General features: G+C 39.4%; 13 protein-coding genes, 1 other RNA gene and 2 other annotated features. Of the genes, 2 read left to right on the top strand and 12 right to left on the bottom strand.

What is annotated here, in order from left to right; genetic code table 11:
* Nucleotides 1–37: 37 nt before the first annotated feature.
* Nucleotides 38–245 (bottom strand) — a binding site (T-box leader).
* Nucleotides 246–295: 50 nt separating this feature from the next.
* The 6 genes from MKY51_RS10820 to MKY51_RS10845 all read right to left on the bottom strand — a co-directional run bounded on the left by MKY51_RS10820 (nucleotide 296) and on the right by MKY51_RS10845 (nucleotide 5,933).
* Complete coding sequence (locus tag MKY51_RS10820) at nucleotides 296–1,663, bottom strand: hypothetical protein (protein ID WP_339171901.1); 1,368 nt, start codon at nucleotides 1,661–1,663, stop codon at nucleotides 296–298.
* Complete coding sequence (locus tag MKY51_RS10825; RefSeq protein WP_339171903.1) at nucleotides 1,660–2,301, bottom strand: ATPase; 642 nt, start codon at nucleotides 2,299–2,301, stop codon at nucleotides 1,660–1,662. Before MKY51_RS10825 ends, MKY51_RS10820 begins: the two co-directional genes overlap by 4 nt.
* A gap of 140 nt (nucleotides 2,302–2,441) precedes the next feature.
* A complete protein-coding gene (locus tag MKY51_RS10830) occupies nucleotides 2,442–3,107 on the bottom strand; it encodes a tetratricopeptide repeat protein (protein WP_339171905.1) in 666 nt (221 codons plus the stop codon).
* A gap of 57 nt (nucleotides 3,108–3,164) precedes the next feature.
* On the bottom strand, nucleotides 3,165–4,283 hold the full coding sequence (gene mnmA, locus MKY51_RS10835; RefSeq protein ID WP_339171907.1) for a tRNA 2-thiouridine(34) synthase MnmA: 1,119 nt from the start codon (nucleotides 4,281–4,283) through the stop codon (nucleotides 3,165–3,167).
* Between the two features lie 59 nt (nucleotides 4,284–4,342).
* Nucleotides 4,343–5,488, bottom strand: coding sequence for a cysteine desulfurase family protein (locus MKY51_RS10840; protein ID WP_339171910.1), 1,146 nt, complete (start codon nucleotides 5,486–5,488; stop codon nucleotides 4,343–4,345).
* A 25-nt stretch (nucleotides 5,489–5,513) separates the two neighbouring features.
* Entirely contained in the window at nucleotides 5,514–5,933 is a 420-nt protein-coding gene (locus tag MKY51_RS10845) for an Rrf2 family transcriptional regulator (protein WP_008408540.1), read from the bottom strand.
* A 132-nt stretch (nucleotides 5,934–6,065) separates the two neighbouring features.
* On the opposite strand from MKY51_RS10845, the gene MKY51_RS10850 reads away from it, so the two are divergent.
* A complete protein-coding gene (locus MKY51_RS10850) occupies nucleotides 6,066–7,346 on the top strand; it encodes a replication-associated recombination protein A (protein ID WP_339171914.1) in 1,281 nt (426 codons plus the stop codon).
* Between the two features lie 56 nt (nucleotides 7,347–7,402).
* On the opposite strand, the gene MKY51_RS10855 is transcribed toward MKY51_RS10850, so the two are convergent.
* From MKY51_RS10855 to hisS, 6 genes are all read right to left on the bottom strand, one after another.
* Nucleotides 7,403–7,897, bottom strand: a complete 495-nt coding sequence (locus tag MKY51_RS10855) for a GTPase (protein ID WP_339171917.1) — start codon at nucleotides 7,895–7,897, stop codon at nucleotides 7,403–7,405.
* Between the two features lie 144 nt (nucleotides 7,898–8,041).
* Entirely contained in the window at nucleotides 8,042–8,416 is a 375-nt protein-coding gene (locus tag MKY51_RS10860) for an aminopeptidase (RefSeq protein WP_339171919.1), read from the bottom strand.
* A gap of 345 nt (nucleotides 8,417–8,761) precedes the next feature.
* Entirely contained in the window at nucleotides 8,762–9,523 is a 762-nt protein-coding gene (locus MKY51_RS10865) for a tRNA threonylcarbamoyladenosine dehydratase (RefSeq protein WP_079527771.1), read from the bottom strand.
* 194 nt (nucleotides 9,524–9,717) lie between these two features.
* Nucleotides 9,718–9,915: non-coding RNA, 6S RNA (gene ssrS, locus MKY51_RS10870), on the bottom strand.
* A gap of 159 nt (nucleotides 9,916–10,074) precedes the next feature.
* Nucleotides 10,075–11,847 carry an aspartate--tRNA ligase gene (gene aspS, locus MKY51_RS10875; RefSeq protein WP_339171923.1) on the bottom strand — a complete coding sequence of 591 codons (1,773 nt, stop codon included), beginning with the start codon at nucleotides 11,845–11,847 and terminating at the stop codon, nucleotides 10,075–10,077.
* Nucleotides 11,848–11,861: 14 nt separating this feature from the next.
* Nucleotides 11,862–13,130, bottom strand: a complete 1,269-nt coding sequence (gene hisS / locus MKY51_RS10880) for a histidine--tRNA ligase (protein ID WP_339171925.1) — start codon at nucleotides 13,128–13,130, stop codon at nucleotides 11,862–11,864.
* 86 nt (nucleotides 13,131–13,216) lie between these two features.
* Nucleotides 13,217–13,452: a binding site (T-box leader), on the bottom strand.
* Nucleotides 13,453–13,601: 149 nt separating this feature from the next.
* On the opposite strand from hisS, the gene MKY51_RS10885 reads away from it, so the two are divergent.
* Nucleotides 13,602–15,203, top strand: a complete 1,602-nt coding sequence (locus MKY51_RS10885; protein WP_339171928.1) for an N-acetylmuramoyl-L-alanine amidase — start codon at nucleotides 13,602–13,604, stop codon at nucleotides 15,201–15,203.
* Nucleotides 15,204–15,208: the final 5 nt, after the last annotated feature.

A 15,208-nucleotide genomic window follows, 5' to 3' on the forward strand; every position in this document is an offset into this window, starting at 1 on the left:
GCTTTTCTTTTTGGAAACACAAAAAGGCCCTTTCGCTTTAAAGGACGAAAGAGCCGTGGTGCCACCTTTATTGACTAAATAAAATCTATTTAGTCCACTCAAAACTCGTAACGTGAGCACTACGGCACAGCATTTCCTCTGTGCAGCTAGAAAGTCCATTCATAAAGTACGTTTACTGACTTCCACCAACCGTCAGCTCTCTTAAAAACGCCACTTTACTACTCTTTTTTCATCATCGCTTTTACTATACTAGCTATTGTATCGTTTCAACCCGAATTTTACAAACTATTTTAAATTAACTGTAAATGTAAAGTTGTCCGTGTGATTTTGCATAGTACAGACTTGCATCGGCAAAAGCCGCTAATTGTTCATACGATACTTCTTCTTTCTTCAATTGATCCGAATGGATAAATCCGAAATGAATCGGGATTTCTACAATCCCTGATGTCGTATGAACAGCAGTTGTTCGAAGTTTTTCCTCCAGCTTCATCAACAACTTGAAAAAGTCGCTTTCGGAAATATTTTTTATAAACGCTTCTCCTGCGCTTTTCGATAATACATTTACCTTTGCCTCATACTCGAAAATATTTTGATAAATTGATTCGAATAAAGTAAATAACAATTGCTCATTAAATAAGCTACCAAACAGCTCTTCAATTTTATCTGTGATAAAACACCAGTGGATACAGTAAATTGCCTCCTTGTTCGTAAGCGCATTTTCTACAAAGCGGATCGTGCTTTCCTTTGAAACAACATGAGGGAATTTGATTGCGAGCGCAGTCGTTTCCTCTTCGAAAAATAAGTCGGTGTGGATGTTTCGCTCTTTACGGACATTGGCCGGCTCATTTTTATGCAAATTGATCAGCTGCTGCAGTTCATTTTTATAACGGAATTGATCGATTAGCTTAAAACGTTGTAAGTATCTCTCAACTACAGACATTAAAACAATATTCTGTTGTTTCTCCAATTGAAAAAATGCCTGTTCAAACATTTCCAAGCTTTCATCCCCATGACCAATCCTATAGTTTAAAATCGCTTCCGCAAATAGTATATTCCCGGCATAGTAAGGATATTTGCCTTCCAGATGCTGCAAAATATCTTGCTTTATCTCACTAAATTCCACGCTACTGCTTGTTGAAGCATAATAATAAAGCGCACCTAAATAACCTCTCACAACAGTTGCATTGACAGCTTGGGCTTTCTGTTTATAATACTCCGCCAATTTTATGGCGATATGCGCATTTTCCGGTTCGTTAGTATAACGATACTGCGCTGCCAAATTACAATAATTAATGATAATAAGCTCATCGCACTGCAGAAGATGCGCATATTTAAGTGATTTTTTTGCGGCTTCAATCGATTGATCATGATGTTTTGTAAAGATATGTTCAAGACTATATAAATAGTAATAAACCATTTTATTTTCATCTTTGCCATATGTTAAACAAAGCTTTTCATAATCATCCATGACCGCATGGAAGTTTTGATAGCTGCCTATTTCAAAATAGGTTGAGGCTAAAAACTCATAGCAAAGAAGTGCTTCTGCATACCTTTTTTCTTCAAGTGCAATCGGCAAAGTAATCGTGCTGAATTGAATCACTTCCATATAGCGCAACTCATTGAAAAGGTTTCGCAAATGTTCAATCTGGTTTGAAATTTTCATGTTACACGTCCACCCCAGTCGTTGATTAATCCAAAAACCGCTTCATAAATTTCACTTGCCTCAGCAATTGCCTGTTCATAGTGGTGAAGGAGGGACTGTTCGAATTCAATTACTAGCACCTGCAATTCTTTTAATATCGTACTTTGCAATAAAGCGAGCTGTTGCGGGTAATTTTCAACTTCAATATATTTCGCATCATAGTATGGTCGTAAACTTTTACTGCTGAAACTTTTTAGTGCCTGAAAGTTGGCCGCCATTTCCTCTTTTTCTCCTAATTTCTCATTAAGGAACTGCTCCTGCTTTAAATAGACATATATTGCACAAATAAAAGCCAGCTTTTTGTTTTCATATAAAGCAAGCTGAATATAACGTTTTATTTGAAAGCTTTTAATTTTATCCAATAAAAATTTCCGTATTGGGTAGATCATCGTATTTTCCGGATTGGAAATACGATCGATTTCTTCAGTAGATAATAAATACCAAATATCAAATATGATGACTGAACGTTGGTAAGACTCTTCACTGAACGGAAGTATTAATGTGAATAGATTAAGTTCATCGATCAACTGCTTAAATTGGTACATTGTCTCGTCAGAAATTAAAAACATACAATCTGCTTTATCTATTTTAGCGTGCATGCTGCATATCTCACCTCAACTAAATGTCAGTTTCATCCATCATATCATAAACTTACTGTTTTGAATTATCATTTTAATATAAAAAGTGATGGCTGAAAATTCTCTTCTCAACACATCACTCTATATTTTCTTCAATTAAATTAATTTGAACGTTGGCAAATCATATCATATAAATACTTCGCCTGATCGAATTCAGGCTGCAATGTGTAAGCTTGTTTCAAATGATATTTTGCTTTATCGGTATCTGATGTGGAGACTGCGTATAATACACCTAAATTATAATGTGCATCCGCATTGTTCCAGTCTTCCTCAATCACATATTCCAACTCCGGCTTCGCAAAATCGAACATTTCCAGAGAGCAAAGCAAGATGCCGTATGATAAACGTATTTGCAGATCTTTTGGCGCAAGCTCTGCCGCACGTTGCATAAATGGCAGCGCCAATTTGAATTGCTGCTCGCGTTCAAATGATTTTGCCAGCATGTAATAGGCATCTGCCCCTTCGATACCGTAATCGATCGATTTTTGATAAAGTTTTGCGGCTTCTGTATAGCGCTCTGCTTCATAATATAAATTCGCTAATCCGTAATAGGCTGTAGCAGCTTTTTCATCTACTGTGATCGCCTTTTGGAAAAAGCGTTCGGCACGTTCGATATCGCCCATTGCCGCAAGCAATGTACCGAAGTTTACATAGCCGATTGCATCGTTCGGCTGTGCTTCAATTGCCTGTGTAAAAGCTTGTGCAGCTTCTTCATAACGCTTTTCCTGAAATGCTTTAATTCCGATTTCGTTATAGTTTGTATCCATTTTTTCACCTCTAAAAATATGTATAGACGCTCATTTAAAATGAACGTCTATCGTCTATTACCCTACATATGTTAACTGTTCGCTATTTTTAAATACGCCATCGATCGTGCCGCCGCCCAGACACTCTTCACCATCATACAGAACAACCGCTTGTCCAGGTGTGATTGCTCGAACCGGCTCTGCAAATTCGATATATGCTGTACCGTCCTCACGCATTGTCACTGTTACCGGCGAGTCTTCCTGACGATAGCGGAATTTTGCCGTGCAGTTAAATGTGCCTGTTCTGGCTTCTCCTGTAAAGCTCATTTTTACCGCAGTCAATGCATCCGAGTACAGTGCATCGTGATGGAAGCCTTGGCCTACATATAATACATTTCGTTTCAGATCTTTCCCGACCACAAACCAAGGTTCACCGTCTCCGCCGATTCCTAAGCCGTGGCGCTGCCCTAATGTATAGTACATTAGACCGTCGTGCGTACCTTTTACTTCACCATCAAATGTTTCCATGTTGCCTGGCTGCGCTGGAAGGTACTGGCTTAAAAACTCTTTGAAATTACGTTCGCCGATGAAACAGATTCCCGTTGAATCTTTTTTCTTCGCTGTAGCCAAACCTGCTTCTTCCGCAATTTTGCGAACTTCCGGCTTCGGTAAATGACCGATCGGGAACATGACTTTTTCAAGTTGTTCAGAAGTTAACTGATTCAGGAAGTATGTTTGGTCTTTATTATTATCAATGCCTCGAAGCATTTTCACACCGTTTTCATCATGTGCTACTCGTGCATAATGGCCTGTCGCTAAATAATCCGCGCCAAGTGCCAGTGCATGCTCCAGGAAGGCTTTAAATTTAATTTCTTTATTGCACATAACATCCGGGTTCGGTGTACGACCTGCTTTATATTCTTCCAGGAAGTACGTAAATACTTTGTCCCAATATTGTTTTTCAAAGTTGACGGCATAATACGGAATGCCGATTTGGTTGCATACTGCGATTACATCATCATAATCTTCTGTCGCTGTACATACACCAAACTCATCCGTGTCATCCCAGTTTTTCATGAAAATACCGATTACATCATAGCCTTGCTGTTTCAATAAATATGCCGCTACTGATGAATCTACGCCTCCACTCATTCCAATAACTACTCGAATTTGAGATGGATCTCTTGTTTCTACCATTTACTATTCACCTTTTCTTAGACAAATCGCGTAAAAGGCGCGAAGTCTTTCTTATAAATTTACGAAGTTAGTCGTTTCACAATTTCAGCAGTACGCTTTCCTGCTTCCTGCACTAACTCATCTGTTAATCCTAACCCAAAACTGAAGCGAATGGAACTACGAAGCTCAGGCGCATTCTGTCCATACATCGCAACAAGTACATGGGACGGGTCAATCGAACCAGCCGTACAAGCAGAACCGCTTGATACAAGTACACCTGCCATGTCCAGATTGATTAAAAATGATTCAACATCCGTTCCTGGGAAAGTGACATTCAATACATGCGGTAACACGCTCTTTTGATGACCATTCAGATGAAACTTAACACCTGCCAGCTGGAACTGTTCGATTAAAATATTTTTAAATCCGTTGTACTGCTCGATACGCTGATGTGCAGTTTGCCCTGCTAACTCGGCAGCTTTTGCAAATGCAATAATCGCCGGTACATTTTCCGTTCCTGCACGGCGTTTTTTCTCCTGGGAACCGCCATATAGGATATTGGTTAATTTAACTCCTGTTTTTGCATATAAAAAGCCAATCCCTTTAGGACCATTAATTTTATGGGCAGAAACACTGAGCAAATCAACTTGAAGTGCTTCTACATCCATTTTTTCCAATCCGAATGCTTGGACGGCATCTGTATGGAATGTTGCGGAATGTTCTTTTAAAATCGCTCCAATTTCGGCGATAGGCTGAATTGTGCCGACTTCATTGTTACCATACATAATCGTAACTAAAATCGTATCATCACGTAATGCCTCTTTCACCTGTTCAGCACTGATCCGCCCTGTTTTATCCACAGGTAAATACGTCACCGTAAAACCTTCTTTTTCAAGCTTTTCACACGCATGTAAAACGGCATGGTGTTCAATTGCTGTTGTAATAATATGTTTGCCTTCTTTTTGGCGTGCATACGCTGTTCCAAAAATGGCCATATTATCGGCTTCTGTTCCACCGCTTGTAAAAATAATTTCAGAGGGTTTCGCATTTACTTTTGCTGCTAAACTTGCCCGAGCATCATCCAGTGCTTTACGTGCACTGCGTCCAACTGTGTGAATACTTGATGCATTACCGCTTTCCTCGGCCATTGCACGTGCCATTACATCGATTACTTCCGGTGCAATGGGTGAAGTTGCGGCATGATCAAGATAAATTGTATTTTTCAAAACAAACTAACTCCTTTAAATAACACTAAATGTAAAACATATAGCCGTCAGATACTTCATTATTCGTATATTTAGCCAAATCGTCAATCGTCGTTGTATCCAATACATTTTTTACTGCATCGCGAATACGCATCCATAATTCACGCTGTGGCGCTTCTTCATTTTCAATTCCTTCAACCGGCTGAATCGGCCCTTCCAGTACACGGATAACATCAGCTGCTGAAATTTCATTTGGCTTGTGTGCTAACATATATCCGCCATATGCACCGCGGACACTTTTTACAAGTCCTGCATTTCGCAATGGTGACACTAACTGCTCTAAATATGCTTCAGATAAATCTTTATCTGCAGCAATTTGTCGAAGCGGAATCGGTCCTTCACCATAATGCTTCGCCAATTCAATCATAATCGTTAAACCGTAACGTCCTTTAGTCGATATTTTCATCGTTACACCTCTTATTTTCTAGTCCTTTAATATACTTCATTATAACACAACTCCTTTTAAACCACTCGGAAATACTTTATGATTATTAACAAAACCATTTTATTCAACTGAAAAGAAAAGGAGCGAAAAATTATGCAAAATGAACCGCTCGCCTATAAAATGAGACCTCGCACAATTCGTGAAGTTGTTGGTCAGCAGCATATTATTGGACCGGCAACACCCTTATTTAAAATGATTGAAAAAGGACATGTACCTTCGATGCTGCTTTACGGGCCTCCCGGGGTAGGAAAAACTTCGATTGCAAATGCGATTGCCGGTAGTTCAAAACTTCCTTTCTTTGCATTAAACGCTACACATGCCGGAAAAAAGGATATCGAGCAAATCGTGATGGATGCCCGAATGAGCGGTAAAGTCCTCTTGTTCTTGGACGAAATACACCGTTTCAACAAACTGCAGCAAGATACTTTGCTGCCGCATGTGGAAAACGGATCAATCGTCTTGATCGGGGCAACTACGGAAAATCCATTCCATGATGTAAACCCTGCCATCCGTTCACGCTGCGGAGAAATCTTACAGCTAGAACGCTTAACAGGCGATGATATCGTCCAGTTGCTTAACCAGGCAATGTCAGATAAAGAACGCGGCCTTGGCCAGTTGGAAATCGATATTACGGAACAGCAAATCGAAAAAATTGCGAATGCCTCAAATGGCGATGCCCGAAAAGCATTAACTCTATTGGAATCGGTTTATTATGCTTCAGATGAAAAAGACGGGATTACGATCATTAATGATAATGCGATCGATGCCCTTGCAAAAAGAATCGGGGTTTTTGGGGATAAGGGCGGCTCCCATTTCTACAACCTATTGTCGGCACTCCAAAAGTCGGTACGCGGCAGCGATCCGAATGCTGCGCTGTATTACTTGGCACATTTACTCGAAAATGGTGACCTGGTTGCGGTATGTCGAAGACTGCTCGTCATGGCATATGAAGATATTGGTCTTGCCAATCCAAGTGTCGGGGCACATGTACAGGCAGCAACAGAAGCAGCAGTAAAACTTGGGTTGCCGGAAGCGCGCATCCCGCTCGCAACAGCAGTCGTGGAAATGTGTTTATCGGACAAATCAAATTCAGCCTACAAAGCTTTGGATGCGGCGATCGCAGCAATTCATGAAGGGAAAACCGGTGATATTCCGAACCACCTAAAAGATGCTCACTATGCCGGTGCGGCAACTCTAGGCCATGTCGGATATCAATACCCGCATGACTCCCCTATTGGAACATTCGGCGGCTGGGTCCCTCAGCAATATTTACCGGATGAACTTACAGGAACCGAATTTTACAAGCCCGTCATTGCAGGGGAAGAAAAAAGAATGGCCGCCATCTATGAAAAACTGAAATCTTTTAAGAAATAAGCGATTTTACACAAAAAGAGTCATTTTCACATTCGTGAAAATAACTCTTTTATCTATTACTTTTCGTATGACTCAGCAAATTGCTTAAATGCTTTAATGCATTGTTCCACATTGTCGGCAACTGATAGTTTAACTTCTTCACCATTTAACTGATGAATACTTTTTTGAATTTCCGATAGCAATTCTTCATTACTCTCAGTATGTGCATTTGGAATACAGCTCGCACTTAATTCATATAGCTTGATGACATGGTCACGTGCATCTGCATCATTTTCTGCGATTAAATTAGCATGCGCTAAACCTGTAAAGTATAAAAGTTTTGAAGTAATATCCATATATAGGATCCAATAAGTATTGCTTGATGGCAGTTCCCCGTTATTTTTCGCGATATATTCATTAAAATTATTCGCTACTTTATGCAATAATTCATCAAGCTGCTCAAAAGCTTTCGACCAATTTGGTTTCGTATCGATATTTTCAAAAACGATTCTATCCATTTTCAACTGTAGACTCGGCAAATTCAATAAATCATTTTTCATTTCAATTGTCATTCTATCGTCCTCCTTGCATCCCCATGCATATTATCAATACTTTATTAACTATAGCAAAAAAAAGGAATTTTTCTGCAAAAACGAAAAAATCATTAAAATCCTGCCATATTTTTGCCATAATTAATCTCTTTATAGAATATTATGTCATTTGCTATTCAAAGATTCATCTGTCAGACGAGAAAAGTATTTTTCATATAATAACTTCTCATTTTCAATAGAACCGGTTTTATAAACGACCATTACACCTTGATTATAAATTTTAATGGATTGGCCAGAACTGTAAAAAATCCATTTAAATGATTCGATCCATCTATCTAGACTTTTTTCATCATTGTTCAAAAATAATTGCTTACCTTTTATAACACCCGCCATTTTCCAGAAACCTTCACTTAACTTGAAGTTTTTCGTTAAAAAATCATATTCGGGTTCAACAATATGATCAGTATCATAAATGTGGATCGTATTTAAATCGGCATCAATCGCAATTTCAACCGACCCGATGACATCATGTAAATTCAAACCCCTATACTCCAATTGTTGAATGACCATCTTTAAACTCCCTTCCAAAACATATTTATTATTTTATCACAATAATAACTACTTATTCAGATAAATGAATGGATATTCATAATTCAACTATTTTAAGGGAATTATTGTATAACTAATTAAATTATGTAATTTATTAGGCGATATTTGATTGATGGAATCGTTATTCTAATTCTTAAACAGTCTCCTCAGAAAATTCCATATGACTAAGTAGTTTAGATTATTTTTTGATCTATAGCAATTATCCATTAAAAAAGATGTGTAAAAAAGAGACGAACCTCCTCCTTACACATCTTTTTTATTTAATGAAATCTTCATTTAACCTTGAACACGGTTAATTTGGACATCTTTTAAAATTGTATTTATTACCCAGCTTGCAGCTATTAAGCCAGCTACAGATGGTACAAATGCATTTGATGAAGGCGGTAATTGTGCTTTGCGGATTTCCGCTTCAGGTTTTCCGACATATTGTGCAACGTCAGGACGTACGACAATCGGGGATTCATCTGAAAATACAACAGTTACACCTTTTTTAATGCCTTCTTTGCGAAGTTTTGTACGAATTACTTTTGCCAGTGGATCTGTATGGGTTTTTGAAATATCGGCAATTTGGAAACGAGTAGGATCCATTTTGTTTGCAGCACCCATGCTTGAGATAATTGGGATATTGCGTTTTAAACATTCTTTCATAATGTGGATTTTGTACATTACAGTATCGGATGCATCTATGACATAATCGATTCCTTGTGCGAAAAACTGTTCATATGTTTCTTCTGTATAGAACATATGCATATCGATTACCTCACACTCCGGGTTGATATCTGCAATCCGTTCTTTCATAACAGCAGATTTTGATTTTCCGACCGTTGATAAATAGGCAACTAATTGACGATTAACATTCGTAATATCCACATTATCTTTATCTACTAATATGATACGGCCAATCCCGCTGCGTGCACATGCTTCTGCTGCAAACGAGCCTACCCCGCCTACACCTAAAATTGCGACTGTCGTTTCTTTAAGCTTTTCTAAGCCTTCTGTTCCAATAGCTAATTCGTTTCGTGAAAATTGATGTAACATCTAATTTTACCCCTCAATCTTTATCATTCTACTAGGCATTATATCGACATCAATTACGAGATGCAAGCAACAATATAATGACAGAAAATAGCATTTGCAATATTTTTTGCTTTATAAATGCTTCCATTCCAATTATGAAGGCAAAATAAAAATACTCTTCTACATGAAAGTAGAAGAGTAAAATTAGAAAATTGACGAATCCCAAATATGCCGTCTTGCTACAACATCGTTTTGATCCCGCGTCTATAGCAAGGGGGTGCACTAATCGCAGCGTTAAACTTCCCGCTCCAAATGGGGCATGTTTGCTTCTACGGTAATAGTAGCTCCCAACGATTTATTGTTCGGTCAAAAGTGTTTAGTAACAAATATAGCGACGAACACTTCAGGATTCGTATTAATGATATATTAACACCAATATTCTGATTATTCAATCGAAAACATCGCATTCTCATAAATTATTATTATTGTACTAACTTTTTAGAAATATATGGTTCCATTTTACTTTATAAAAAAAGGTACTTCTTCCCGAGAGAAGAAATACCTTTTATGATTTATTTTTTTGCTGTTGCTGCAATACGTAAGCTTAACTCTTCAAGCTGTGCATCGGAAACTGGTGATGGTGCATCTGTTAATAAACAGCTTGCCGTTGCCGTTTTCGGGAATGCAATTGTATCGCGTAAGTTTGTACGGCCTGCAAGAAGCATTACTAATCGGTCAAGACCCATTGCTAATCCGCCATGTGGAGGAACGCCATAGTCAAACGCTTCTAGTAGGAAACCGAACTGTGCACGTGCTTCTTCTTCACTGAATCCTAGCAGTTCAAACATTTTCGCTTGTAAATCCGGCTCATAAATACGAAGAGAACCGCCGCCAAGCTCGTAACCATTTAATACGATATCGTAGGCTTGAGCACGAACTTCTTTAGGGTTTGTATTCATTAACTCCAAGTCTTCATCGAATGGACGAGTGAATGGATGGTGAGCCGCATAATAACGACCTTCCGCCTCATCATATTCGAATAATGGCCAATCAACGATCCATAAGAATTCGAATTTCGACTCATCGATTAAGCCTAGCTCTTTTCCTAATTTTAAGCGTAATGCGCCAAGTGCATCTGCAACTACAGAAGATTTGTCTGCAACGAATAATAATAAGTCACCAGCTTGTGCTTCTGTTGCTTGGATGATGCCGTCCGCTGCTTCTCCTTCAAAGAACTTCGCGATTGGGCCATTCAAGCCTTCTTCTGTTACTTTTAACCAAGCTAAACCTTTTGCTCCGTAACGGCCCGCAAATTCGCCTAAAGCATCAATATCTTTACGAGAATAGTTTGCTGCCGCGCCTTTTACATTAATTGCTTTCACTTCGCCGCCATTTGCTACTGCGTTTGCAAATACTCCGAAAGCAGATTCTTTCACGATATCTGAAAGCTGTTTTAATTCCAGTCCGAAACGTACATCCGGTTTATCTGAACCGAAACGATCCATTGCTTCTTTATAGCTCATGCGTGGGAATGGAGTTACGACATCAATACCTTTGACATCTTTCATAACTTGAGTCAGAAGGCGCTCATTCATTTCGATAATTTCATCCATTGATAAGAATGAAGTTTCAATATCCACTTGTGTGAATTCCGGCTGACGGTCTGCACGTAAATCTTCATCACGGAAGCATCGAGCAATTTGGAAATACTTCTCAAAGCCACCTACCATTAGAAGCTGTTTAAATAACTGTGGAGATTGCGGCAATGCATAGAATTCGCCGTCATGTACACGTGATGGAACCAAGTAGTCACGTGCGCCTTCTGGTGTTGATTTCGTTAAAATTGGTGTTTCAACTTCCAGGAAGCCTTCGTTTTGTAAGAAATTACGGATTGTACGTGTTACATCAGAGCGCATTTTAAATGTGTCATACATTACAGGACGACGTAAATCTAAATAACGGTATTTTAAACGTAATTCTTCCGATACTTCGACATTGTTATCGATTGCGAATGGCGGGTTTTTAGCTTCATTAATAATTGTCAGTTCCGAAGCTGCCACTTCAATTTCGCCTGTTTTCATATTTTTATTTATTTGAGCTGCATCACGTAAAACTACTTTACCTTTTACTTCAATGACAAACTCACTGCGAATTTTATTTGCTAGTTCTAAAGCATCTTTCGCCTGATCTCCGAAAACTACTTGTACGATCCCTTCGCGGTCACGCATATCTACGAAAATTAATCCGCCTAAGTCACGACGTTTTTGTACCCAACCTTTTAATACAACTTCTTGTCCCGCTTCTGCAGCTGTTACTAAACCGCATGCGTGTGTTCTTTGCGCCATTGTTTATTCCTCCACTATTTGTTTTCTAAAACGTATTGGACAAGCTGACCGAATTCCACTTTTGTCTGATCGCCTGTCTCCATTGTTTTGACGTTTACTGCTTGCTCTTCTAATTCTGACTCACCTAGTACAATGACAAATTTAGCGTTAGCACGGTCGGCAGCTTTCATTTGTCCCTTCATTTTACGGTCCAAATAATCCATATCTGCTGAAATACCCTTTGCACGGAATGAGCTTACAAGTTCCACTGCTTTTAGTTTTGCCTCTTCACCCATTGCCACAACATACATTTCGAGATCATTACCTGTCGCAAGCTCAATATTTTTTGCTTCCAGCGCTAATAATAATCGTTCAATCGATAAGGCAAATCCGATACCCGGTGATTCCGGTCCGCCAATATCTTCAACTAAACCATTATAGCGACCGCCGCCGCAAAGTGTCGTAATTGAGCCGAATCCGTCACCTGTAATCATAATTTCAAATGCTGTATGGTTGTAGTAATCAAGTCCTCGTACTAAGTTAGGGTCGACTTCGTAAGAGATGCCGAGTACATCTAAATATTGTTTTACTTTCGTGAAGTATTCCGCTGAAGAATCCGTTAAATAATTTGTTAGAGCCGGTGCTGTTGCCATTGCCGGGTGTTTCGCATCCACTTTACAATCCAAAATACGTAATGGATTTTTCTCCAGACGGCTTTGACAATCACTGCAAAGCTCACCAACGACCGGTGTGAAATGCTCGATTAACGCGCTGCGGTGAGCATCACGTGTCTCTTTGTCACCTAATGAGTTAATGACTAATTTTAAGTCCGTCAAGCCAAGTGTTGTATACACATCCATTGCAAGCGCCATTACTTCCGCGTCAATCGCCGGATCAGCTGAACCGATAGCTTCTACACCAAACTGAACGAATTGTCGGTAGCGGCCTGCCTGTTGGCGTTCATAACGGAACATTGGACCTGTGTAATAAAGTTTGACTGGCTGATCTGCCTGACCGAACATTTTATGCTCCACATATGCACGAACCGCTGAAGCTGTTCCCTCTGGACGTAATGTTAATGAACGATTTCCTTTGTCCGTAAATGTGTACATTTCTTTTTGTACGATATCTGTTGTATCGCCTACACCACGTTGGAATAGCTCTGTTGACTCAAACATTGGTGTGCGAATTTCGTTATAGCGATATTTATCACATAAATCACGAATGACACGTTCTACATACTGCCATTTCTCGGATTGACCCGGTAAAATATCCTGTGTTCCTTTAGGTACTTTAAAATTCATAAAAAGCACTCCTCTCTTAGTTGACCAAACTTTTCGCGTGCTATTTAAGAAGAAAATAAAAAAAGCCCCCGCCCCTTGCAAATACTGCAAGGGACGAAAGCTTTATAATCTTCCGCGGTTCCACCCTAATTGATGTATGACTACATCCTCTCGAATTCGGATAACGGCCGACTCCGTTTTCCCCTACTAGAAAAAAATTTTTTCGAGGAAACGCCTCTCAACTGTTGTTCACATGTTACATACTGCAGGAAAGATTACAGCCTAAGTCTTTCCCTCTCTTTTCAGCATTGGCAACCGCTACTTGTTTGGTCATTGGCAATGTTACTTTTGTTAAATTAACACTAATCTTAATGATGTCGTGACAAGTTGTCAACCATTTTCAAAAAAACGCTATATTTTTTGTCATAAATACTTTTATAATATAGGAGTATATAGTGAAAGGTCATTTAACTAAATTAAAAGGAGGAAACTATGAAAAAAAATAAATTAATAATAGGTTTATCGTTTTTATTATTATTCACGGCAATTGTTCCGTATTATTTTTCCGCTCGCCCTGCTCTGGCCAATGGTGAACCTTTATATGTAAACGCGGAAATATTATATTTGCGTGAAGGTCCAGGTCTTTCCTATCCGATCCTCGATACGTTAAAAGAAGGTACCGAAATTACGTCAATTGAAAAACAAGGGGATTGGCACCATGTTCAAGTCGGTCAGCAGGAAGGATGGGTTGCGGCATGGCTTGTGAAAACAGCCAATGGACAATCAGATACATCAATTGAAAAAACAGTCATTTCACAGGTAAACGCTTTAAATGTGCGTGTAGCACCATCACTATCAGCTTCTGTTTTGACGAAAATCTCTTCCGGGACGGAAAGCAAATTTTTAAAACAGGAACAGGACTGGATTCAAATTCAGTTCGGCGAGACGACAGGCTGGGTATTTGCGGAATACGTCACAGTGAAAGAAGCGAAGACGGAAGTGCCGGCTGCCCCTTCCGATAATGGACAGCAGGATCAGTCCAATGAACCATTACAACAAATTGATCCAAATACATTTACTGTTAATGTCAATGCTGTCAATATCCGAAAAAAGCCGGATTTAACAGCAAAAAAATTAGGGCTTGCCACTGAAGGCCAACAATTTAAAGTAGTCAGCCGAGATCATAATTGGGTCGAGATTGAATATGAAAAAGGCAAAAAGGGTTGGATCTACAGTTTTTACGGAACGTTTACAAAACAATTGAAACAAAATCCTTCATCTGAAAAAGAAGATACGAAAAACTTTGTGACGATTATTTATAACGGGACAAATTTAAGGGAATCCCCTTCCACCTCTTCTAATGTTGTCGTCATTGCAGATGCTGGTCATACATATCCGATAGTGGAAAGTGAAGGCGACTGGTTTAAAATCGCAGTAAACGATCGCCAAACGGCATACGTCGCAAACTGGGTAGTAAGTGAAAACGATTCACAAGGAACAACAGCCAAAAACAATACAAGCGAGGCAGAAGAACGTAAAAAAGGGACATTAAAAGGCTTAACAATCGTACTGGATGCTGGTCACGGCGGTAATGACCGCGGTACTACGGGTGTTCGTGGAACAGACGAAAAAGATATTAATATTTTTACAGCTGAACTGCTCCGTTCCAAATTACAGGCAGCCGGTGCAAATGTTGTCATGACTCGTGAATCCGATGTTTTTGTCGACTTACGAAAACGTGTGGCAGTATCCCATCAGGCTGGTGCGGATGCGTTTATCAGTATTCACTATGATGCAAACGAAGATAGCTCGGTGAGCGGATTTACGACCTATTATACAAATGGTTATCAGAAAAAGCTTGCCGAATATGTACATGACGGCCTGGCATCGAAAGTGAACCTGAAAGACCGCGGACCACGCTTCGGTAATTATTTAGTACTGCGTGAAAACCGTCAAAATGCTATATTGCTGGAGCTTGGCTATTTAAGCAATGCTTCTGAAGAACGGGCCATTACTACAGATTATTACCGGGAACAAGCAACACTCGGCATCTATCAAGGCTTACTAAACTACTTCGACGATCAGCTTGATTAATAACA

It is taken from the genome of Solibacillus sp. FSL R5-0691 (assembly GCF_037974225.1).
Classification (GTDB): Bacteria; Bacillota; Bacilli; order Bacillales_A; family Planococcaceae; genus Solibacillus.

Excerpts from the sequence above, each read along its gene's own strand:
- aspS (WP_339171923.1), bottom strand. The coding sequence starts at position 11,847 with ATGGCGCAAAGAACACACGCATGCGGTTTAGTAACAGCTGCAGAAGCG.
- MKY51_RS10885 (WP_339171928.1), top strand. The coding sequence starts at position 13,602 with ATGAAAAAAAATAAATTAATAATAGGTTTATCGTTTTTATTATTATTC.
- MKY51_RS10850 (WP_339171914.1), top strand. The coding sequence starts at position 6,066 with ATGCAAAATGAACCGCTCGCCTATAAAATGAGACCTCGCACAATTCGT.
- MKY51_RS10830 (WP_339171905.1), bottom strand. The coding sequence starts at position 3,107 with ATGGATACAAACTATAACGAAATCGGAATTAAAGCATTTCAGGAAAAG.
- MKY51_RS10865 (WP_079527771.1), bottom strand. The coding sequence starts at position 9,523 with ATGTTACATCAATTTTCACGAAACGAATTAGCTATTGGAACAGAAGGC.
- MKY51_RS10855 (WP_339171917.1), bottom strand. The coding sequence starts at position 7,897 with ATGACAATTGAAATGAAAAATGATTTATTGAATTTGCCGAGTCTACAG.
- mnmA (WP_339171907.1), bottom strand. The coding sequence starts at position 4,283 with ATGGTAGAAACAAGAGATCCATCTCAAATTCGAGTAGTTATTGGAATG.
- hisS (WP_339171925.1), bottom strand. The coding sequence starts at position 13,130 with ATGAATTTTAAAGTACCTAAAGGAACACAGGATATTTTACCGGGTCAA.
- MKY51_RS10820 (WP_339171901.1), bottom strand. The coding sequence starts at position 1,663 with ATGAAAATTTCAAACCAGATTGAACATTTGCGAAACCTTTTCAATGAG.
- MKY51_RS10825 (WP_339171903.1), bottom strand. The coding sequence starts at position 2,301 with ATGCACGCTAAAATAGATAAAGCAGATTGTATGTTTTTAATTTCTGAC.
- MKY51_RS10845 (WP_008408540.1), bottom strand. The coding sequence starts at position 5,933 with ATGAAAATATCGACTAAAGGACGTTACGGTTTAACGATTATGATTGAA.